At 36.6% G+C, this 22,906-nt stretch carries 24 protein-coding genes; all 24 read left to right on the plus strand.

Features of this window, described 5'->3' with window-relative positions; genetic code table 11:
- Nucleotides 1-155 precede the first annotated feature (155 nt).
- The 24 genes from gatC (at nt 156) to glyQ (ending at nt 22,906) form a co-directional block, all read left to right on the plus strand.
- Nucleotides 156-446 (plus strand): Asp-tRNA(Asn)/Glu-tRNA(Gln) amidotransferase subunit GatC, encoded by a 291-nt coding sequence (gatC, locus tag ACMKPP_RS07070; protein ID WP_004695967.1) that lies wholly within the window; start codon nt 156-158, stop codon nt 444-446.
- An 11-nt stretch (nt 447-457) separates the two neighbouring features.
- Complete coding sequence (gene gatA, locus ACMKPP_RS07075) at nt 458-1,918, plus strand: Asp-tRNA(Asn)/Glu-tRNA(Gln) amidotransferase subunit GatA (protein WP_004697406.1); 1,461 nt, start codon at nt 458-460, stop codon at nt 1,916-1,918.
- Nucleotides 1,915-3,363, plus strand: coding sequence for an Asp-tRNA(Asn)/Glu-tRNA(Gln) amidotransferase subunit GatB (gene gatB / locus ACMKPP_RS07080; RefSeq protein ID WP_004695962.1), 1,449 nt, complete (start codon nt 1,915-1,917; stop codon nt 3,361-3,363). Before gatA ends, gatB begins: the two co-directional genes overlap by 4 nt.
- 166 nt (nt 3,364-3,529) lie before the next feature.
- Nucleotides 3,530-3,946: a transcriptional regulator gene (locus ACMKPP_RS07085; protein WP_077708459.1), complete on the plus strand. Its 417-nt coding sequence runs from the start codon at nt 3,530-3,532 to the stop codon at nt 3,944-3,946.
- Nucleotides 3,947-4,009: 63 nt separating this feature from the next.
- The gene (locus tag ACMKPP_RS07090) at nt 4,010-5,851 is read left to right on the plus strand and encodes a B12-binding domain-containing radical SAM protein (protein WP_418369533.1); all 1,842 of its coding nucleotides are present in this window, start codon (nt 4,010-4,012) and stop codon (nt 5,849-5,851) included.
- A gap of 107 nt (nt 5,852-5,958) precedes the next feature.
- A complete protein-coding gene (gene mnmL / locus ACMKPP_RS07095) occupies nt 5,959-6,924 on the plus strand; it encodes a tRNA modification radical SAM protein MnmL/YtqA (protein ID WP_155086207.1) in 966 nt (321 codons plus the stop codon).
- 8 nt (nt 6,925-6,932) lie between these two features.
- Nucleotides 6,933-7,943, plus strand: coding sequence for a PhoH family protein (locus tag ACMKPP_RS07100; RefSeq protein WP_287529433.1), 1,011 nt, complete (start codon nt 6,933-6,935; stop codon nt 7,941-7,943).
- Between the two features lie 2 nt (nt 7,944-7,945).
- Nucleotides 7,946-8,422 carry an rRNA maturation RNase YbeY gene (ybeY, locus tag ACMKPP_RS07105; protein ID WP_012864418.1) on the plus strand — a complete coding sequence of 159 codons (477 nt, stop codon included), beginning with the start codon at nt 7,946-7,948 and terminating at the stop codon, nt 8,420-8,422.
- A complete protein-coding gene (gene era, locus ACMKPP_RS07110) occupies nt 8,415-9,314 on the plus strand; it encodes a GTPase Era (RefSeq protein ID WP_418369534.1) in 900 nt (299 codons plus the stop codon). The genes ybeY and era overlap by 8 nt, the downstream gene beginning before the upstream one ends.
- 54 nt (nt 9,315-9,368) lie before the next feature.
- Complete coding sequence (locus tag ACMKPP_RS07115) at nt 9,369-10,700, plus strand: hemolysin family protein (RefSeq protein ID WP_418369535.1); 1,332 nt, start codon at nt 9,369-9,371, stop codon at nt 10,698-10,700.
- Complete coding sequence (recO, locus tag ACMKPP_RS07120) at nt 10,687-11,388, plus strand: DNA repair protein RecO (RefSeq protein WP_418369536.1); 702 nt, start codon at nt 10,687-10,689, stop codon at nt 11,386-11,388. The genes ACMKPP_RS07115 and recO overlap by 14 nt, the downstream gene beginning before the upstream one ends.
- A gap of 330 nt (nt 11,389-11,718) precedes the next feature.
- Nucleotides 11,719-12,465 (plus strand): ATP-dependent sacrificial sulfur transferase LarE, encoded by a 747-nt coding sequence (gene larE, locus ACMKPP_RS07125; protein ID WP_418369537.1) that lies wholly within the window; start codon nt 11,719-11,721, stop codon nt 12,463-12,465.
- The gene (gene larB, locus ACMKPP_RS07130; RefSeq protein ID WP_418369538.1) at nt 12,462-13,217 is read left to right on the plus strand and encodes a nickel pincer cofactor biosynthesis protein LarB; all 756 of its coding nucleotides are present in this window, start codon (nt 12,462-12,464) and stop codon (nt 13,215-13,217) included. Before larE ends, larB begins: the two co-directional genes overlap by 4 nt.
- On the plus strand, nt 13,214-14,488 hold the full coding sequence (gene larC, locus ACMKPP_RS07135; protein WP_418369539.1) for a nickel pincer cofactor biosynthesis protein LarC: 1,275 nt from the start codon (nt 13,214-13,216) through the stop codon (nt 14,486-14,488). The genes larB and larC overlap by 4 nt, the downstream gene beginning before the upstream one ends.
- Before the next feature lie 54 nt (nt 14,489-14,542).
- Nucleotides 14,543-15,820 (plus strand): nickel-dependent lactate racemase, encoded by a 1,278-nt coding sequence (gene larA / locus ACMKPP_RS07140; RefSeq protein WP_418369540.1) that lies wholly within the window; start codon nt 14,543-14,545, stop codon nt 15,818-15,820.
- 306 nt (nt 15,821-16,126) lie between these two features.
- A complete protein-coding gene (locus tag ACMKPP_RS07145; protein ID WP_302498032.1) occupies nt 16,127-16,930 on the plus strand; it encodes a DUF3100 domain-containing protein in 804 nt (267 codons plus the stop codon).
- Nucleotides 16,923-17,384: a hypothetical protein gene (locus ACMKPP_RS07150; protein WP_418369541.1), complete on the plus strand. Its 462-nt coding sequence runs from the start codon at nt 16,923-16,925 to the stop codon at nt 17,382-17,384. The genes ACMKPP_RS07145 and ACMKPP_RS07150 overlap by 8 nt, the downstream gene beginning before the upstream one ends.
- Before the next feature lie 6 nt (nt 17,385-17,390).
- Nucleotides 17,391-18,710 carry an amidohydrolase gene (locus ACMKPP_RS07155; protein WP_418369625.1) on the plus strand — a complete coding sequence of 440 codons (1,320 nt, stop codon included), beginning with the start codon at nt 17,391-17,393 and terminating at the stop codon, nt 18,708-18,710.
- A 134-nt stretch (nt 18,711-18,844) separates the two neighbouring features.
- Nucleotides 18,845-19,198: a hypothetical protein gene (locus ACMKPP_RS07160; RefSeq protein WP_418369542.1), complete on the plus strand. Its 354-nt coding sequence runs from the start codon at nt 18,845-18,847 to the stop codon at nt 19,196-19,198.
- Nucleotides 19,199-19,207: 9 nt separating this feature from the next.
- Entirely contained in the window at nt 19,208-19,666 is a 459-nt protein-coding gene (locus tag ACMKPP_RS07165; RefSeq protein WP_418369543.1) for a hypothetical protein, read from the plus strand.
- A gap of 914 nt (nt 19,667-20,580) precedes the next feature.
- Nucleotides 20,581-20,793 carry a hypothetical protein gene (locus ACMKPP_RS07170; RefSeq protein ID WP_315306905.1) on the plus strand — a complete coding sequence of 71 codons (213 nt, stop codon included), beginning with the start codon at nt 20,581-20,583 and terminating at the stop codon, nt 20,791-20,793.
- Nucleotides 20,778-21,068, plus strand: a complete 291-nt coding sequence (locus ACMKPP_RS07175) for a hypothetical protein (RefSeq protein ID WP_418369544.1) — start codon at nt 20,778-20,780, stop codon at nt 21,066-21,068. Before ACMKPP_RS07170 ends, ACMKPP_RS07175 begins: the two co-directional genes overlap by 16 nt.
- A 153-nt stretch (nt 21,069-21,221) precedes the next feature.
- Nucleotides 21,222-21,671, plus strand: coding sequence for a hypothetical protein (locus ACMKPP_RS07180; RefSeq protein ID WP_315306903.1), 450 nt, complete (start codon nt 21,222-21,224; stop codon nt 21,669-21,671).
- A 359-nt stretch (nt 21,672-22,030) separates the two neighbouring features.
- On the plus strand, nt 22,031-22,906 hold the full coding sequence (glyQ, locus tag ACMKPP_RS07185; protein ID WP_298633470.1) for a glycine--tRNA ligase subunit alpha: 876 nt from the start codon (nt 22,031-22,033) through the stop codon (nt 22,904-22,906).

Raw genomic sequence — 22,906 nt, forward strand, 5'->3', positions numbered from 1 at the left:
TTATGGGCCCCGTTTTATTAGCATTAATTAGTAAAAAAGGAATTACTATACCTGCTTGCTCCGTCCTACGTAAAGTCGCTGTACAGGTATAGTAATTCCTTTGAAAATAATACATCTATGCTTTATAATAAGTAATTATGAAAGGATGTGTTCCGATGAAAATCAGCCAAGAGGAAATAAAAAAAATCGCCTTGCTTTCACGTTTGGAAGTTAAAGAAGAACATATGGCACATGTAGAAAAAGAGTTGTCCGACATCTTGACCTATGTTGCTGAACTAGATGCATTAGAACTAGATGGTGTTGAACCAATGGCTCATGCTGTACCTTTACACAATGTATTTAGAGAGGATGAAAAGAAACCATCCCTTGATCATGAGTTAGCTTTATCCAATGCTCCAGAAGCAGAAGATGGGTACTTTAAAGTGCCTCGTGTTGTACAAGAATAGGAGATTTTGCTGTGCCGACAATTCATGAATTACATAAAAAACTTGTGAATAAAGAAATCAGTGCCGTTGAATTGACGAATGCTGTTATTGCTCATAAAGCTAAAGTGGAACCGACTGTGCATGCGTACTTGTCCGATTCTCATGACCGTGCTTTAACTATAGCTAAGGTTGTAGATGAAGCAATTGCTAAAGGTGAAGCGATTTCTCCACTAGCTGGTATTCCTGGTGCAATTAAAGATAATATTTGTATCAAAGACGAACCCGCAACTTGTGCGTCTAAAATGTTAGAAAACTTTGTGCCTCCATATAATGCGTCTGTTATCGAGCGATTACAAGACAATCATTATATTAGCCTTGGTAAACTTAATATGGATGAATTTGCTATGGGCGGTTCTACAGAGAATTCTGCATTAGCAAAAACGACTAATCCATGGAATATTGACTGTGTACCGGGTGGTTCTTCTGGTGGTAGTGCAGCTGCTGTTTCCAGTGGTTCTGCAATTTGGGCTCTCGGTTCTGATACAGGTGGATCCATTCGTCAACCAGCCTCTTTCTGCGGTGTAGTTGGATTGAAACCAACCTATGGTAATGTATCCCGTTACGGCCTTATTGCTTTTGCATCTTCTTTAGATCAAATTGGACCTGTTACACGGGATGTAACGGATGCTGCATTGGTATTGAATGCTATTTCTGGTTACGATGCAAAGGATTCCACATCGATTCCAGGGGCTCGCGTAGATTACACTACAGCTCTTGTAAATGATGTACAAAATCTTAAAATCGGTGTGCCAAAAGAATTCTTTGGCGAAGGTCTCAATAGTGAAGTTCGCAAAGCTATAGAAGAGGCTATCGAAACATATAAAAAATTAGGTGCTGAAATCGTTGAGGTTTCCTTGCCTAACTCTAAATATGCATTATCTGCGTATTATATCATCGCATTAGCAGAGGCAAGCTCTAACTTGGCTCGTTATGACGGTGTAAGCTATGGTATGCGCGTACCGGCGGATAATTTAGTAGAAATGTCTACTAAAACTCGTACAGAAGGATTTGGTCCAGAAGTACAACGTCGTATTTTGTTAGGTACATATGTATTGAGTGCTGGTTACTACGATGCTTACTATTTGAAAGCATTAAAAGTTCGCCGCCTCATTAAAAATGAATTTGATGAAGCATTCTCCAAAGTGGATTTGATCTTAACACCAACTGCACCTAATACGTCTTATAAATTTGGTGAAAAAGCAAATGATCCATTGGCAATGTACTTAGAAGATATCTGTACAGTACCAGCAAACCTTGCAGGTATTCCAGGTATTAGCATTCCAGCAGGTATGAGCAGCAGTAATTTGCCAATCGGCTTACAATTGCTTGGCCCTGCTATGGGTGAAGAAACATTGTTACGTGCCGCTTTCACATTTGAACAAGCACGTCCAGACTGTCAATTAGTAGCACCAACTGGGGAGGTTTCTCTATGAGTAGTAAATACGAAACAGTCGTTGGTTTAGAGGTTCATACAGAGCTTAAGACTAAGTCTAAAATCTTCTGTGGTTGTACCACTGAATTCGGCGGTGATCAAAATACACATGTATGCCCAGTGTGCCTTGGCTTACCTGGTGCAATGCCTGTGTTAAATAAACAAGTAGTAGAATTTGCTATTAAAGTAGGTTTAGCATTGAATTGTGAAATCCTTAACTTTAACAAATTTGACCGTAAAAACTACTATTATCCTGATTTGCCTAAAAACTATCAAACATCTCAATATGATTTGCCAATTTGCCTAAATGGTCATTTAGATATTGAGGTTAATGGTGAAACTAAACGCATTGGTATTACCCGTATTCATATGGAAGAAGATGCAGGCAAACTCGTCCATAGTGGCAACACTATTTCCGACTCTAAATCTTCTAATGTTGACTACAATCGTACGGGTGTACCTCTTCTTGAAATCGTATCTGAACCAGATATTCGTTCCGGTGCAGAAGCGAGAGCATACGTTGAAAAATTACGTTCTATTTTACAATATTTAGAAGTATCTGACGGTCGTATGGAAGAAGGTTCTTTGCGTGGTGACTGTAACGTATCCGTACGTTTACGTGGCACTACAGAATTTGGTACACGTACAGAAACTAAAAATGTTAACTCTTTAACTGCAATTCAAAAAGTTGTTGAATATGAAGCGTTGCGTCAAGCTAAGTTAATCGAAGCTGGCGGCAAAGTAGATCAAGAAACACGTACTTGGGATGATGCACAAGGTATCACGCTTGGGATGCGTAAAAAAGACGAAGAAAACGATTACCGTTACTTCCCAGAACCAGATTTGGTACCAATCGTAATTACAGATGAAAAAATCGAAGAAGTACGTCGTGCACTGCCAGAATTACAAGATGCTAAGATTGAACGTTTTGTATCTGAATATGGCTTGTCTCGTGAAGATGCAACTATTCTTACTGTATCCCGTAAAACAGCGGACTTCTTAGATGCTACTGTAAAAGCAGGTGCAGATCCTAAAACTGTGGCCAACTGGATGCTTGGTGACTTGTCCAAGATGATTAATGAAAGCGGTTTAACATTTGCTGAATCCAAGGTAAGTCCTGAAAACTTGGCTGGTATGATTGCCCTAATCGACAAAGGTACAATTTCCGGTAAAATCGCGAAAAAAGTTATCGTATCCATGTGGGAATCCGGCAAGGATGCTGATACTATTGTAAAAGAGGAAGGTTTAGTTCAAATTACAGATACTGGTGCCATTGAAGAAATAGTTAAGCAAGTTATTGCTAATAACCCACAACCAGTGGCAGACTTCAAGAGTGGTAATGGTAAGGCTATAGGCTTCTTAGTTGGTCAAGTTATGAAGGAATCCAAAGGTCGAGCTAATCCTGGTATGGTAAATGAATTACTTAAAAAATTCTTAAATGACTAATCTACGTGTAAGCATATATTAATATTAATCAATATATATAAATACAATCCCTTCAGATATATGAGTTTATATTTGAAGGGATTTCTATTTGCCATTATGATGGTAAAATATGGTATAATAAATTGTATAAAATCAATTAGTATTTGTTCATATAAAGGAAATACATATGAATGATCAACACAATATAAACAATAATCAAAATACATATAGAAATAGTCAATCAGATGATACTTATAGTCGCAGTACCTATTCTGGTGAACCTAATACACGCGTATTATCCGATGATGAGAGACGAGAATTTGATGGTGTAACTATTGAAGAGGTAGGCGATTCCGTCCATGTAGATTCAACGCCAACCAATATCAATGACGAGCAACAATATTACGATGAAAACAATCAATATGAACCGAAAGTTAAGGTGTATAGCTTTAATAGTACAAGCTGGCTTAGTCGAATTATATTGTTCATTGTTTTAGGGATTATTTTGGCTGCTGTTGTATTCTTTGGCAGCATCATTCTCACTGTCGCAACTGTTGTTATTTTAGTGGGTGCTATTATTTCTATTATATTTAGTCTCTTTTAATGGTATAATACATATATTATGACTAGACGGTGGCTGAGCCATTCGATGATTTAAAGGGGACCTATGAACGTAGTTTTATCCACATTAAACTCAAAATTTATACATTCTTCTCTGGCTTTACGTTATCTTAAAGCGTATGGGCAGGCTCACGGACAGGCATACGATATAGTAGAATATACTATTAATATGCCTGTTTTACATATTCTTGGCGATATTACAGAGCGAAATATAGATGTACTGGGCTTTGCTTGCTATATCTGGAATATTGAGATGACTTTACATATAGTAGACATGGTGAAAGCTGTGCGACCAGATATTAAAATTATTTTAGGTGGGCCTGAGGTGTCTTTCACAGCCGATGAAATCTTAAATCGTTGTGCTGCTGTGGACTATGTCGTACAAGGTGAGGGGGAAGAAGCTTTTTATCAACTTATTAGTGCACTAATCGCTGGCAAGGATGGCTTAGAAGAGCAGATTCCTGGCGTACGTGGTCGCCACATTTCTGGCCGACTCCTGGGCTCTACTGATACGGTAGAGGTAAAAGATCTGAGTACTATACCATTCCCATATGTAGAAGAGGATATGATAGATTTAGAACATAAAATCATCTACTATGAATCCTCTCGAGGGTGCCCATTCTCTTGTCAGTACTGTTTATCTGGCAATAAAAATACAGTTCGCTTTTTCCCGCAAGAAAGAACACTCAAAGAACTACAGTGGTTTATCGATCATCAGGTAAAACAAGTTAAATTTGTTGATAGAACCTTTAACTGTGCACCGAAGCATCATCGTCCATTGATGGAATTTATGCGCGATGCTGATACGGAGACGAATTTCCATCTAGAAATGGAACCAGAGCTAATGACGAAATGGGAGACAAATATTCTCTGTGAAACACCACCAGGCCGTATTCAAATTGAGGTAGGGGTTCAAAGTACACATAAGAAAACCTTGGATGCTATTAATCGATATAATGATTGGCCGTATATTCAAAAGGCTATTCGTCCTATCATTGAAGCAGGTCGAACTCATGTACACATGGATTTAATCGTAGGCTTGCCTTATGAGAATAAACAGCGATTTGGTTTATCCTTTAATGATCTTTTTAGTTTACAACCTCATGCATTACAAATAGGGTTCTTGAAACTTTTAAAAGGATCTGGTGTACGTCGCATGGATGAGTATCAATATATTAGTGATCCTTTAGCGCCATATGAAGTACTAAGCACTCACGTGCTCCCTTATAGAGACATACGCTTTTTAAAACACTTTGAAGATGTCTTTGAACGCTTCTATAATAGCGAACGATTTAGAACTGTGTTTGGTTATATTGGTAGTAAGCTCATAAAGGAACATACTGATACATCTATAACTGGTGAGGATAGATTAACTACTAATCATGTACCACCTATGGAAAAGTACGATCCATCTAAAGTGGAGATAAAAAAAGATGCCTTTTCCTATTTCTGTGACATGACACAGGCTTGGCTCGATGCGGGTAATCATAAGATTAATTTAAAAGATATTGATCAAATTGAGTTTTTATACAATTTCTTTCTAGCTAAAGGCGATACAGTGGCTGCCGAGTTATTACAATATGATACACTCGTTAGTTATCGCGGTAAGGTTCGCAGTGAAGCTGTTGGTTTACCGAAGCAGACAAAAGAACTTTTACAAGAAGGGGAAGCATTCTGGCGCAATGAAGAAATTGCATCTCAATATATTCCAAACTATACATTTAAAGAGTGGCGCAAAATTCGCCAACAATATGTAGAAATGCCTATGTCTAAGGACACGGCTAAAGTGTTAGGTATAGAGAATGTACCAAATGTACCTTTTACAGTTGTAATCGACGTAAATAAAGAGGTAAAACCTTTTATACGTCCTGAAATAGAGGCTTGTTAGTAATATAAAAATAGTTTATCTAATTTTTTTAATCAAAAGATTAGAGAATATATGATAGTTGAAATATTACATAATAAGCGATGATTGGTTAGTTTAATAGGAGTGTTATGACCGATACAACGAGACCAAAACGATATCGCATGGTATCTAAATATTATAAAGAAACATATGGGGAAAAGGTTTATAAATTACCTGTAGCACTACCTTTGACCTGTCCTAACAGAGATGGTTCGGCTGGTGTTGGAGGCTGCACCTTCTGTGGTGAAATCGGTGCGGGCTACGAAAATCGTCCTGCCTGGATGACTGTACGCATGCAATTAGAGGAAAATATTGCTCACATAGGCCCTAAATATAAAGCAAAGAAGTTCATCCCTTATTATCAAAACTTTAGTAATACCTATTTGAATCTTGATGATTTTAAAAGTTATATTGAACAAGGTTGTATCGATGAAGCCGTGGGCATTGCTATTGCAACAAGACCCGATTGTATTGCTGATGAATATCTTGAAATATTAGCTGATATTAGGGATTGCTTTCATAAGGATATCTATATTGAGCTAGGTCTTCAAACGGTTAACTATGATACATTAGAGAAAATTAATCGTGGTCATGATTTAGCCCAGTTTATTGATGCCGTATTACGGATTAAGCGCTATGGATTTAACATAACAACTCATATGATAGTTAATTTACCATGGGATACCATGAAGGATACTATTGAAGGGGCTCGCATTTTGTCAGCCCTTGGTGTAGATCAAGTTAAATTACATGCGTTGTATATCGTTAAAAATACATTGATGGCCAAGTGGTATCAAGAAGGTCAGTTCACCTTAATCAGTGCTGAAGAATATGCTGATCGGGTTGTTAATTTTGTACGTCATTTACACCCTGACATTGTTTTACAGCGTCTTGTAGGTAGAGCGCCTGAAGATAATACGCTTTTTACAAACTGGTCCATGGGTTGGTGGCGCGTACAAGATTTAATTGATGATAAACTAGACGAACTAGATGCTCATCAAGGTGATCTCTGTGATTACCTAAATGGTAAAGCAGTTCGTAAATTTATAGATTAGGAGGTTGTATGAGCGAACAAATATTTACATTTCCTACATATGACCTAGCACAATCCATACTAGGTCAACATAATCGATATTTACATATGATGCTTGAAGTCATCTCCGCCGATGTAGTAGCTCGAGGTGATACGGTAGTTATCAAGGGTGATGAGAATCAAGTCAATGCCCTCTATCGTACTCTAGAAGAATTAGTATTTCTTTATCGTGAAGGTAGTACCATAACTGAGTCTCAGGTGCGTATTGCGGCTAAACTTGTCGCTAATGGTAAGGCTGATGCTGTACATAATATGTTTGAAGATACCTTATCTGTTAATATGCGTGGCAAAAATATTACGCCTAAAACGGAAGGCCAAAAATACTATGTAGACAGCATTCGTAAAAATACCATTACTTTTGGTATTGGTCCTGCTGGTACAGGGAAAACGTTCTTGGCGGTAGCTTTAGCTGCATTCTATTTGAAAAACCGTAATGTGGATAAAATCATTTTGACTCGACCTGCCGTAGAGGCTGGTGAACGATTAGGTTTCTTACCGGGTGAATTACAAGACAAGGTAGACCCGTATTTGAGACCCCTCTATGATGCATTACACGAAATGTTTGGTATCGAGCAAGTACAACGCTTTATGGAACGTGGTACTATCGAGGTAGCACCACTAGCGTATATGCGTGGCCGTACATTGGAAAATGCCTTCGTCATTCTCGATGAGGCTCAAAATACAACGGCAGAGCAGATGAAAATGTTCCTAACTCGTCTAGGTAACAATTCTAAAATGGTAGTCAACGGTGATAAGACACAAATTGACTTGCCTCCACGTGTTGTGTCTGGCCTTGGCGAGGCTGAAAAGGTATTGCGTCATGTGCCGGGTATAAATATGGTGTACTTTAGCGATCAAGACGTAGTTCGTCATGACTTAGTAGGTCGCATTGTAAAAGCATACGATGCGTACCATGAGCGTAAATTAGTGGGTGAAACTACAACGACTGAAGCACCTACAGAGAATGTAGCGAAAGGGTAACTATGTACATACATATTAGCTATGATGAAGGAATTGAAGAGGATTCTAATATAGAGGCCATTATCCGTAAGGTTTGTGACGAAGTGAGTCGCGTATATGGTCTCGAAGAAGATGAAATGAGTATTTTGCTGTGTGATAATGCAAAGATTCATGAACTTAATAAAGAATATCGCGGTATCGATAGACCTACAGATGTATTGTCCTTTGCTCTTAATGAGGGGGACGATTACGAAGGTAGTGAAGAGGAACATCATTTACTAGGGGATATGATTATATCCTTGGAGAGAACTCGTGAGCAGGCTATCGAATATGGACATAGTTTTGAGCGTGAGTTAGCATACTTGACGACTCATAGCTGTTTACATATCTTAGGCTATGACCATATGAACGACGAAGAAAAAAAAGAGATGCGCACAGAGGAAGAATTTATCCTAGGTAATCTCGGTTATGTGCGGGAGGATGCACCATATAATGAATAACAAGGAACATTTTAAATCAGGCTTTGTAGCCGTTGTAGGTCGCCCAAATGTTGGTAAATCTACATTAATTAATGCTTTAATTGGTGATAAGATTGCTATCGTATCCGATAAGGCTCAAACGACTCGCAACCGTATCATCTGCGTATATACGGATGAATCCAAACAAATCGTATTTATGGATACACCAGGCGTTCATAAGCCAAAACATAAGTTAGGCGAATTCATGGTAGATGCTGCTATCGAGTCTTTAAAAGAAACGGAAGCTGTTTTATTTGTTGTAGCAGGCAATGAAAAACGTGGCCCTGGGGATAACTTCATTATTGAACAATTAAAACGAGTAAAAGTTCCCGTATTTTTAGTGGTCAACAAAATTGATACACTTAAAAAAGAAGAGCTTTTAGAAGCAATCGTTTCTTATCAAGATGCATATCCTTTTGCAGGGGTCATTCCTATTTCTGCAAAAGATAAAGAGAACTTATCTGAAATTCTTAAGGTTCTAGAGGAAACCTTGCCGGAAGGTCCACAATATTTCCCAGAGGATATGATTACGGATCAACCGGAACGCCTTATTATTTCCGATATCATTCGTGAAAAAATCTTGTTAGCTACACGAGATGAGATTCCTCATGCTATCGCTGTAGACGTAGATGAAATGAAAACACGTGATGACGGTACTACCTATATCCGCGCTACAATCTACTGTGAAAGAGACTCTCAAAAGGGTATTATTATCGGTAAAAAAGGTGCTTTATTAAAACAACTTGGCGCTGAAGCGCGCGCAGACATTCAAAAGCTATTAGCTACAAAGGTGTACTTGGACCTTTGGGTTAAAGTAAAAAAAGATTGGCGAAATAAATCTGGTATGTTATCTGAACTTGGTTATAGAAAATAATTTGATATAATAAAAAGAAATAAGTGTTTCCATATTCATATGAAAGGAATAAAGATGGATAGTGTAGATGGCCTGTTACCCATAGGGTTTGGTCTGTTATGTATTTTTTTAATTAACTTTTTTGTGGTTGCAAAGTTCTCCTTTGCACGCCTTCGTAAAGAACATGTAGAGGATATGGACATCCTCTTGGAGAAGGATAGAGAATTTTTATTAAAGCTTTATCAAAATCCTGAGTATTTTTTAAATACTACACAGTTTTTGATTCTATTCTTTATCTTGGCCCTTGCAGGCACAGGTACTTTTGTATTCGATAATATTGTTGATCGTATAGTGGCGGTTCTTAATATTCACAGTACTTGGATGCATTTAGTGTTAGATATTATTCTATTACTATTAATTAGCTTAATCGTCCTAATTTTTGGTGAAATTGTACCTAAAGCATTGGGCCTATCCTTCCCTACAAAATATGTAAATACCTATAGCCGTATCGTCGTGGCTGCAGGTAAATTGGTGTATCCATTTATTTGGATTGCTAGTAAAATCTCCAATGTTATTTTAGGCTTTTACAAAACAAAATATTTAACAGAGCTTGACCTTGTGTACTCAGAAGAAGAAATTCGCATGATGATTTCTCGAAGCCACGAGGAAGGGCAATTGGACCAAGTAGAGTCTGAGTTAATCGATAATGTCTTTAACTTCGTAGATCGCATGGCGAAAGAGGTTATGGTGCCTCGTCAAGATGTAGACTGCGTATTCGTTGAAGATGGTTACGATGAAGCGATGAAGGTTATCCGCTCTAAAGTACATACACGTTATCCACTCTGTGTAGAGGATAAGGACCACATTATTGGCCTCGTTCATATTAAAGATTTAATGGAACGCCCTAATCAAGCCCGTAAGGATTTGCGCAATATTAAACGAGATATTCTTACTGTTCCAGAGGTAATGAAATTATCTACCTTGTTGCAATATATGAGAACGCGCCGTATATATCTAGCTGTAGTAGTAGATGAATATGGTGGCATGGTAGGTCTTGTAGGCTTAGAAGATATTATAGAAGAGCTAGTTGGAGATATACAAGACGAGCATGAGCCGCATTTACCAGCTACGATGTCCTATGCAGATGGTTCTTTTGAGTTTGATGGCAAGGTCCTCGTAGACGAAGTAGAAGAAATTATGAATATTGAAATTGATAATTCTGATTCTGATACAATTGGTGGCTATGTCTTTGGTTTATTAGAACGTACACCAATCGTAGGTGATATGGTGGATGCTCATGGTTACACCTTTGAAGTTACTCAAATGCAAGGCTATCGTATCTCTCGCATTAAAGTAACACCTATACCAGTAGAGGAACCAACGGAAGAAGAAAATGAAGAAGCTTAATGGTGGTTTTAATACGCCAGCCATCGTCATAAGTCGAAAAAAGTATAAGTTGTATTCCGTATTTACGTTTATTACACCTAGCTTGGGACTTATTAAAGCATCGATTCCACATAAGCGAATGATGACGATGCGCAACAGCTCCTATTTACGTCCATTTAGTGCCATGTATATTACAGTCGTACCCGATGGAGAATATGTAAATGTTACGCAAATTGATGGCTCCTATGTAGTGGAATCCTTAGATGTAAACCTCGATAATATTGCCTATGCAGCGGTAGCGAGCGAGCTCATTCAAGAGTTATTTGCCATGTATGACGTAGATCGTAAAGTCTTTGATACGGTAGTAAATTACTCCAAGCAAATTCGACGTCGCAATGTACAGCTAGGAACGATAATGCTTGGATGGCAACTATTATCTCTTGCCGGTATTGTGCCAAGTGCTAATGCGTTTACCCATCAAGATGGTATCGAGCCATTCTGGATGCAGGTGAAAGAAACAACAAATCTCACTATTTCTCCTTCTGTAAAAGCTGCACTGCCTCAGATTCTAGCTTACCAGTGGGGTGAAGATACGCCTTTAGAACTTCCGAAAACAATATGGAAGGAACTAGAAAAATTATTATTTTCTTACTGTGAACAAGAAATAGGTAAGCCGTTACAAAGTGTTAAATTTTTGATGAGTATATAAAGATTTAATATATATATTAAAAGAATTAATATGTCTTTTGCTTATAATATTTTTTTCTTAATATTAAACCACTTGTCTAATAAAGGTCTTACAAATCTTTTTAAGTCAGGTGGTTTTCTTATATAGAAAAAAAGCAATTTGATACATCCACATTTATCTTATTTATGAGTTAGAAATATTAATTCAAAAAGTTTATACTACATACATAAGTTAGTTGTTTAATTGAATCTATAAGAATCTGTGTTGATAGAGTCTTTGTTTGAGACTCTATTTTTATTTTTTATATAGAATACTATAGAGTATAGAAAAATAATAAAGGTTACATAAGTTATGAATTTGGTAAAGTATTTAACGAGTCTTGGTAATATAGCAGTTGCCTTGTCAGGCGGAGTGGATTCATCCTACTTAGCATATGCAGCCAAACAATCTGGTACTCCATGCAAGGCATATACTGTGAAATCTCAGTTTGTGCCACAATTTGAATTAAATGATGCCAAGAGAATTGCAGAATTTATAGATATTTCCTTAGAAATCATAGATATAGATGTGCTTGCACATGATGATGTAACGAGTAATTCAGACAATCGTTGTTATTACTGCAAACATCATGTGTTCACAACGATAGGTGAATATGCTAAACGCGATGGATTTACCGTAATATGCGATGGAACTAATGCAAGTGATGATATAGATGATCGCCCTGGTATGAGAGCCATAGCTGAGCTATATGTTAAGTCGCCATTGCGAGACTGTGGCTTAACAAAATCTGTGATTCGCAAATTAGCCCAACAGGCTAATTTATTTACTTGGAATAAGCCATCCTATGCTTGCTTAGCTACTAGATTTCAAGCGGGACAACGCATAACTAGTCATGATTTAGAACATATCGAACTAGCAGAAAAATATTTATTCTCCTTAGATTTATCAGATTTTCGTATTCGTTTGATAGGAAACAATGCTAAAATTCAAGTTCCTGAAAATCAAATTGCTATTGTTATTAAAAATAGGATAGAGATTCTCACATATTTAAAATCTATGTTTGATGATGTTGTATTAGATTTAGAGGTGCGTTCATGAGTGAAAACATTAGAACTCTTTTAGAGCAAGTAAAAAATAGACAGGTAGATGTGGATGCCGCCTTATTAAAGCTAAAGATGAAGCCTATAGATGATTTAGGGTATGCAAACGTTGATTTACATCGTCAATTGCGCCAAGGTGTGCCAGAGGTTATATATGGTGCTGGTAAAACTAGTGAACAAATCGTGGGTATTATCTCCTCCATGCAGTCCAACGGGCAAGGTCACATATTGATTACACGCTTAGCAGCTGATGTGGCCGCAGAGATTCAAAAACAACACTCATTGATATATATTAAGGATGCTCATATTGGGTATATTGGTGACATGCCTACGAAGAAAACAGAATCTAGTATAGCTATTGTTACTGGCGGTACAAGTGATTATAAAGTAGCTGAAGAATGTGCTATTACGGCTGAGTTTTACGGTAATAGGGTCAATCGAATTTATGATGTAGGTGTAGCGGGCATTCATCGATTGTTACAACATTTAGATACCATCATGACTGCTAAGGTTATCGTTGTTATTGCGGGTATGGAAGGGGCCTTAGCTAGTGTAGTTGGTGGCCTCGTGGATGTACCTGTCATTGCTGTGCCGACTAGTGTAGGCTATGGAACGGCCTTTGGGGGCGTAACGGCATTATTATCTATGCTCAATTCCTGTGCTAGCGGTGTTACTGTTGTCAATATAGACAATGGGTTTGGTGCTGCTTATACGGCGAATATGATTAATCATATAGGTGAAAGTAAATGAAACGATTATTTTTAGATTGCCAAATGGGTATTGCAGGCGACATGCTGACCGCTACATTACTCGGTTTAGTAGATGACTCTAAAATGTGGATAGAAAGGCTTAATCAAATAGGATTGCCTGATGTTACCTATATACTAATACCGAAAGAAGATACGGGATTACAAGGCTATCGGGTAGCTGTTACCATTAATGGTATAGAAGAATCTGAAAATCATGATGAGCATCATAATCATCATGATTCTTATCATGAACATATCAAACATAGTGAGACACATGGGGACGGAGAACATTCGGAGCATCATGTACATAGCGAACAGCATGTGCATGGCCGAGGATTACAAGATGTAAGGGATATAATTAATAGTTTATCTATTTCTGATACGTGTAAACAGAATGCCATAAATGTATATAATTTGGTAGCACAAGCGGAGGCTAAGGTTCATAAATCAACGGTGACACAAATTCATTTCCACGAGTTAGGTATGCTCGATGCTATTGCAGATATTGTGGCCGTTTGTGTACTCATAGAGGAATTGAAGTTTAATGAGATTATCATCTCTCCTATACATGTAGGAACTGGAACTGTTCACTGTGCTCATGGAGAACTACCTGTACCAGCACCAGCAACAATGGAATTATTAGCTGGTATACCGATATATGCAGATTATCAGATTAAAGGTGAGCTGTGCACTCCTACAGGTGCTGCATTAGCACAGTATTTTGGCACATCGTATAGTAATATGCCTGTTATGACACCAGCAAAGGTATCTTATGGGTTTGGCACGAAACAATTTGAGAGACCAAATTGCATTCGTGCCTTTGTAGAACTTTTACATGATTCAAAGGATACAATCATTGAACTGTCTTGCAATCTCGACGACATGACGCCAGAAGAAATTGGCTATGCAGTAGAACAGTTAGTTCTTTCATCAGCCTTAGATGTATTTACCACACCGATTATGATGAAAAAACAACGACCTGGCACGATGCTGACTGTCCTTTGTAAGGTAGACGATATCGACAATTTAAGAGATTTAATCTTTAAGCATACTACAAGCCTTGGTATTCGGTACCATCGCTGTGATCGATATATTTTGAACCGGTCTACAGGAGATATAGAATGGGAAGGGCATACACTTGCTTTCAAAAAAAGCTATGGTTTTGGTGTGGTGAAACATAAATATGAATATGATTCGCTCGCTGCTATTGCTAATTGTAATGATATGAGTTTATTAGACCTTAAACGACAATTGCGTAATAAGGAGGATTGATTTGTCGTAGCAGGTTATTTATAGTTTGATAGTTTTAGTTAAGGAGTGATTCTCATGAAAACATTTAATGTACCCTATGCTAAAGGCTTTGTAGAAATCAATATTCCTAATCAAAATATAGCAGGTGTATTAGAATCTAAAGCACATTCATATAAGGCAGAGCTTTCACAAGAAGCATTGGTAGAACATGCGCTAGATAACCCTATCGGCAGCCAACGCTTGGAAGAATTGGTTAAGGGTAAATCCAACATGGTCATCATCACAAGTGATCATACGCGTCCAGTGCCTAGTAAAATTACGATGCCAATTTTACTTCGACGTATTCGTGAAGCCAATCCATCCATCGATATTACCATTTTATTAGCTACTGGTTTTCATCGCCCTACTACACATGAAGAAATGATAGATAAATTCGGTCCTGAAATTGTAGCCAATGAAAAGATTGTAAACCATATCTCTGGCGATGCTAGCCAAATGACTAAAATCGGCGTGTTGCCATCCGGTGGGGACTGCATCATCAATAAACTAGCTGTAGAAACTGACCTATTAATTTCTGAAGGTTTTATTGAACCACATTTCTTTGCGGGTTTCTCTGGCGGTAGAAAAAGCGTATTACCAGGTATTGCTTCCGAAGTAACTGTAATGGCAAATCACTGTGCCGAATTTATCAACAGCCCCTATGCTCGTACAGGTATTATCGAGAAAAACCCAATTCATAAGGATATGGTATACGCTGGACGTACTGCAAAATTAGCATTTATTTTAAATGTTGTCATCGATGCTAAAAAACATATTATCAATGCATTTGCTGGTGATATGGAACAAGCTCATGAAACAGGCTGTTCTTTTGTGTCTGAATTAGCCAGTGTGAAAGCTGTTCCAGCAGACATCGTTATCACTACAAATGGTGGTTATCCTTTAGACCAAAACGTATATCAAGCTGTAAAAGGTATGACTGCTGCTGAAGCATCCTGTAAAAAAGATGGTGTTATTATCATGATTGCTGCTTGTAATGATGGTCATGGTGGAGAATCTCTATATGAAAACCTTAAAAATGCAAAAACACCTCGTGAATTACTAGACCGCATTGCTAAGGTTCCTCGTAATGAAACAATTCCAGACCAATGGGAAATGCAAATCTTGGCTCGTATTCTAGATCAATTTACAGTTATCGTTGTGACAGACCAATGTGATCCTAAAATGCTTACAGATATGCATTTGCAACATGCTAGCACATTTGATGAAGCATTGAATAAGGCTTTGGAATTAAAAACTAAAGATGCAAGTATTACAGTTATTCCTGATGGCGTATCTGTTGTAGTGAAAGCTTAATTTGCATCAGTATATTGAACTATTAGATTGTGCTTCAAGAATAAAATAATAAACCACCTATTTTTAGTAGGTGGTTTATTATTTTATATAATGACTTGGTCAATTAAATTTCAAAGCATAATATTCTTTTATTAAAAAAATTAGTTATAAATACTTACTTAATGAAGTATTATGAGGGTATTAAAGTTATCTTTAAGTATAAAATGGATGGTTCTACACATAGATGACATATGAAGTTGACTCTATAAATACAGATTATATATAATTAAATAATATTTATATTATATATTTTTATGGGAGGTCATTATGCAGCTTTTGGGTAATCTCAAAATCCACTTTCTAGCGCTCGTATTAACTGTAGTCGCTGAATATGTGGGCATCAAGAAGCTAGGTCCTGTTGTATTGTTACCATTATTGTACACATTGATTCTAGGTTTATTAATTTCTATTCCTAAGTTTAAGATTCTAACCATTAAACAAATGGAAAAATCCGCTGATTATATCGGTATTGCCGTTATGATCTTGATGGTAAAAGTAGGTCTTGGTATCGGTCCTAATCTCGGTATTCTTACAAGCGCGGGTTGGGCATTATTATTACAAGAATTAGGTCATTTCTTCGGTACAATTATCTTTGGTTTGCCAGTAGCATTGTTAGTTGGCATGCGCCGCGAAGCCGTAGGTGCTTGTTACTCTGTAGATCGTGAGCCAAATGTAGCGATCATCATCGACAAATTTGGGTTTAGCTCTCCAGAAGGCCGTGGCGTTATGGGCATGTATATCTGTGGCGTTCTTATCGGTGCTATGTGGTCCTCCGTATTAGCAGGTATGTTAGCTCAATCTGGTTGGTTCCATCCTTTAGCACTTGCTATGGGCGCTGGCGTAGGTAGTGCTAGTATGATGGCGGCTGCTACAGCGCCAATCGTCGCAGTATATCCAGAGTTTGAACAACAAATAATGGCTCTTGCAGGGGCTGCAAACTTGTTGACTACAGTATTAGGCGTATACTTCGGTCTATTTATTTCCTTACCAGTAATGGAAAAAGCTTATAACTTCTTTACTGGCCGTACCCGTGAACAAGATTTAGCAGAGGAGGCAGCACGTCATGAGTAAAAGTGAAAAAATAACACAATTTGTCATCGTTATCTGTATTGCTGCTATCATTACTGCAGTAGGTAACGTAATGGATGGTAAACATCTATTTAGTGATAGCTTGGTAGGGGTTGCAATTTTAGCAGGCCTTGCTACAATCGGTGCTATGATTTCTTTTTTACCATATGCGAATAAATTACCTATGGTATTCTGGGTTTCCTTAGTTGGTGTTGTTGCATCTTTACCAGGCATGCCTGGCCAAGAATGGATTATTGCTAAAACTAGCCAAGTTACGTTCCTTGCAACAACAACACCTGTACTTGCTTATGCAGGTTTATCCTTAGGTAAAGACCTTGGTGCATTCCGTCGCTTATCTTGGCGTATTATCCCTGTTGCCTTAGCAGTAACAGCAGGTACTTTTATCTGTGCAACAGCATTAGCACAATTCGTACTTCATTTAGAAGGTTTAATTTAGGAGCTGATTAGCCGTATGACAAAGGAAGAAGTAAAACAAAGGGTTTGTGAGGCTATCGTTGCGGCACAACCACGTTTATGTGAAATAGCTGAGTCCATTATGGCTGAGCCTGAACTCGGTTACAAAGAGGTAAAGACATCTAAGAAAGTACGGGATATGTTTGATGAGATCGGCATTCCTTATACTACTGAACACGCTCTTACTGGCGTAAAAGGTCGCATGAAAGGCAAAGATAGTAAATATACAGTTGCTATGATTGGTGAACTAGATGCCATTCTTTGTCCGCGTCATCCTCGTGCTGATGATTTAACGGGGGCAGCACATTGCTGTGGACACAATATTCAAATTACAAATATGTTCGCCGTAGCAATGGGCTTGCAATCTGTAATGGATGAACTCGGTGGCGATGTAGTTCTATTTGCTGTTCCAGCAGAGGAAATGATCGAAGTTGATTATCGCAATAAATTGCGTGAACAAGGCAAGATTAAATATATGGGTGGTAAACAACAACTCATTTATGAAGGTGCTTTTGACGATATAGACATGGCTATGCAAATGCACGTGGAAACTGCTAAAACTCCGGCAGGGGAAATGGGCCTAGGTAGTACATCAAATGGTTTTGTAGCTAAATTGATCGAATACCATGGTAAAGTAGCTCATGCAGCTGCTGCACCTCACGAAGGTATTAATGCTCTTAATGCTGCCTTGATGGGCGTTATGGGGGTTAACTCTATTCGTGAAACTTTCAAAGAAAGCGACTATTTCAGATTCCATCCGATCATTAACCAAGGTGGTACATTGGTTAACTGTGTGCCTGATTATGTTCAAGTTGAAAGCTACGTACGTGCCTCCAATATCGACGCTATCGTAGATGGCAACCGCCGTGTAAACCGCGCGTTAAAGGCTGGCGGCGATGCAGTAGGGGCCACTTGCGTAATTAAGGATTTGCCAGGTTACTTACCGATGAGAAACGATGCTCGTATGAATGAAATGTTACGGCAAAACTCTAATCCACTATTTGGTGAGGAAAATGTATTCCAAGGCGAACATATGACAGCAAGTACCGATATGGGTGACGTATCTCACTTGATGCCTGTTATCCATCCTTGGGTAGGCTGTATCAGTGGTGTACTACACAGTGCGGAATATGAAATCTCTGTACCTGATGTAGCGTACATTAAAACAGCACAAGCATTGGCTATGACAATCGTAGACTTACTGTACGATGACGCAGCAGGTGCTAAAGATGTATTAGACAACTTTACACCAGCATTAAATAAACAAAGCTATATTGAACTCTTAGATCGTATTGCTAAGGGTGAATAAAACAAACCACCTATTAAAGATGAATTGATTATCTTTAGTAGGTGGTTTACAATTTATTTATATAACTATAATGGCTTGTTTAAGTTCATTCCTTATATATTTACGTATAAATTAGTGTATTTTTAGAGGAGATTATGAAAGAGAATCTTGCTTTACTACTAGCTATCTTATATCTAATCTATAGATTTAAGACATATAAAAAAACTAATAAAATAATAGAAGACAGAATAGAAAATGTTCATAAGCCATACTTTAAACGTGTACGAGATGTGTTAGGGTGTACTGAAGAAGAGGTAGAGAAGGTCGGATTAGCATTAGATAAATATTTTGTACCCTTAGAAAGTAAATTCTATAAAATTGATGATAATACTTACTCATTTGTTGATGCAGGTGGCCTTAAAGGAACATTTTCAATAGATCAAAACTATAAATTATTGACATTAGTTTATAACGATGTTGATTTATTAGCTTTACATCAGAAGAATTAAGGAGTTTTTATGCCCATTAGAAAGCTTATAAAGATAACTTGTACAGTAGTTTTATCGTTACTAGTAATTATTCTACTTTTTGTTGGAATTAGAATATACGAATATCAAATATTTATATCCTCTCTCGTAGATTATGGCAAACATACAGGGCTGAATAAAAATATGACTGGTTTTACTACGGATTTTCCCTATATATACTCTAATGGAGATTTCGGTATAGTTGTTGTTAACGTATTACCCTATGGAACAGTACGAATTATCCCAAATCATAAAGGCTTTAGTAAAACATTTGAATCTCCAGGAGATGGTAATTTAGAGTCTTTGCAAAGAGCATATGAGGATAAACTTATAATTTTAGAGAGTATTGATCAATTTTCAGATGATGAAAGAAAGATTATATCTGAGATAACTAAGAAGGACTCCAAACCAAGATATGATCGTGATACTTGGGTTACTAGATCTTACTGATTTATGGAATGTAAACTTTATAGATTAGCTTTGTAACTAAGTATTTTATCTGAGTCTAATTATTTCTAACTATATCGAGGATTAAGCCTATTAAATTTATATAACATTCTTTTACGAAAATCATTTAATATAGAATAAATCTTGTCAAGTAATGATATAAACATTAAGAATAAGTTAAGAGAATAGGTAAGTATATTCTTAAATAAATTTGGAGAATAAGTTATGTTTGAGATAGTAACAATTTTAGGGCTCATATATTTGCTATATCGTATTAGATTCTTTTATAACAGGGTAATTAGAATCAGGTAAAAGGTTTTGTTTCTATAGCAATTTTCATAATAACAGTTTTGGTTTTGAAACAATTATATGATTATAAATATATTACTTTTGAAGTGTATTATAATAATTCACTTGTAGTTGGACTACTTTTTTATCTATTAGTTATTGGGGTTATTATATATAAATATAGATATGCAGATAATAAGGTTCAAAAAAAGATCTAATTAAAACTTTTATATTAGCTAACTTGCCTATTCTAATCTTGGGGTTCTTATTCTTTCTTATTTTTTAATACAAGATAATAAATTTAGTATATAATCCTTGTAAAAATATTACGACAGATGAAGAAGTAAAAAATGAGGTGTAATAGAATCAATGAAATTAATATATTATTTTGCTATTATGTCCTTGTTTTTAGCATTTGCCTATAGTGTAATTCAATATATCCAAAGATCTAATAAGGACATAAATGAAAAATATAGACTGATTAGTTTTGGTATATTTTTATTTGTGCTTTTTACAGATTTAAAGTTCTTAGATACCTTAAATAAAGAATTTAAGCACCTAATTGAGTTTTTATTGTTATCATTTAGTACATACATGTTTTCACTAATTTTTAAAAATAGTCATAATAAATGGACTTATTATTTATTTTCTTTACTTACAATATTGTTATTTTTAATGGCTATTTTGTTCTCGATCTAACTTCATATGTTACAAAAGATTTGTTATTAACTGGTGCTGCTGGATTTGGAATAAACAATACGATAGGAAAATACTTTGATGAAAAAACTAATCAGATAAAAAAGTATATTAAGGAGGAAGAAGATGAATGGAAAAACAAATAGCAAATATATTTTTCCTTTTAGGTTTTAACTATCTTATGATTAAATATTGGGGTACATGGAAGGTTACCTTCGTGGCACTCATAGGAAATTATTTCTTAATAAGTATTTTTATAGAATCATATTTTGGTTTACCTAAATTCATTGAGGACTTTAATGTTATTTTTATATTCGGAATATGTGTTTTAGGTGCTTATAATTTATGGCGTAAAGATAAAGCAGGAACACTAACTGAGTATGAAAAAAGAGGATGGTTTTTGATGCGTATTTTTTCATAATTATTTGTTTTAGCTGTATTAGTATTCGGTTTAGTTTTTATATTTATGGAGTATATTTTTGGGGTATACATTTAGACTGAGTTTTATTGTTTTAGGCAGTTCATGATATTCCGTTTTCAGTTAGTGGAATATCTGTTAGAGAAAGATTATAAAATGAGTAAAAAATATTTATATTATATACTTACCTTCATAGTATCGATATCAATTTTAGGTATTTTTAGTTACTCTTTTAGATATCAGTGGTTTATAAACTCTATTGTTGATCAAAAATATAAAATAGGATTAAATCGAGATATTAAAGGTTTTGCCGCTGAATACCCTTATGTTTATACATATGGAGATTATGGAATTTTAATTATTAATACTCTACCTAACGGTAGTATTAAGATTTTACCGAATTATAAAGGTTTTACCCATATAGATGGTGCTTATAGTATTGATGATAGCAGTATATATAGCCTCCAAAAAGTATATGGTGATAGACTATATATTTATTCCTCTATTGATGATTTTACAGAAGATGAACAATTAATTATAGATGAAATAACAAATAAACAACCTAAGAGATTTGATAAAAATGATTGGCTTTATAAATCTATTTAAATAAAAATGCTCAATGAAAATAAATTAGAAATTTTATAATAATTATTTTGTTTAATGGATTTGACATTAATCCCTCTGTATTGCTACAATATTGTGTATAATATATGCGATGAAGCAGAGTAGTAAACCACTCTAGCGAGTGAGGATGGTGTAAGCTCACATTTGGTTGAAGGCGCTGTAGAGCATTGGCAGGAACGCAGATGTCTGTTAGTAAAGGCCAACATAGAAAAAAGAGGGCGCAAGCCAAATAGGGTGGAACCGCGGGTATACTCGTCCCTGTAACGTTTTTCGTTACAGGGACTTTTTTGTTTGTAACGAAATGGTTGATTTTATGTCGGTTGTGTAAAGTGGAGGCAGCAATGACATTTCAAGAGATTATTTTAAATCTACAAAAATTCTGGAGCGATCAAGGTTGTATCGTTCAAAATCCATATGACATCGAAAAAGGTGCAGGTACAATGAACCCTGCTACATTCCTGCATGCTATTGGTCCTGAACCATGGGCTGTATGTTATGTAGAGCCGTCTCGTCGTCCAGCAGACGGTCGTTATGGTGATAACCCTAACCGTTTGTTCCAACATCATCAATTCCAAGTTATTGTGAAACCATCTCCAGATAATATCCAAGAATTGTACTTACAATCTTTGGCTGCATTGGGCATTCACGCTGAAGATCACGATATCCGCTTTGTTGAGGATAACTGGGAATCTCCTACATTGGGCGCTTGGGGCCTTGGTTGGGAAGTATGGCTCGACGGCATGGAAGTAACGCAGTTTACATATTTCCAACAAGTTGGTTCCATCGACTGTAAACCAGTGTCCGTTGAAATTACATACGGTTTAGAACGTTTAGCTATGTACATTCAAGGCGTAGAAAACGTATATGATCTTAAATGGAATGAAAACGTTACTTACGGTGATGTTTGGCATGCTAACGAAGTTGAACAATCCGTATATAACTTTGAATTAGCAGATACAGATATGCTCTTCAAATTGTTTGATATGTATGAAGCGGAAGCAAAACGCGTTTGCGGTGCAGGTTATGTATTACCAGCTTATGACTATGTATTGAAATGCTCCCACACATTCAACTTGCTTGATTCCCGTGGCGCTATTTCTATCAGCGAACGTACAGCTTTCATCGGACGCGTACGTGCATTAGCTCGTATTTGTGCACAACAATACCTTGCTAAACGTGAAGAATTAGGTTTCCCACTTTTGAAAGGAGATAAATAA

The organism is Veillonella parvula (assembly GCF_048309325.1).
GTDB lineage: Bacteria > Bacillota > Negativicutes > Veillonellales > Veillonellaceae > Veillonella > Veillonella parvula_T.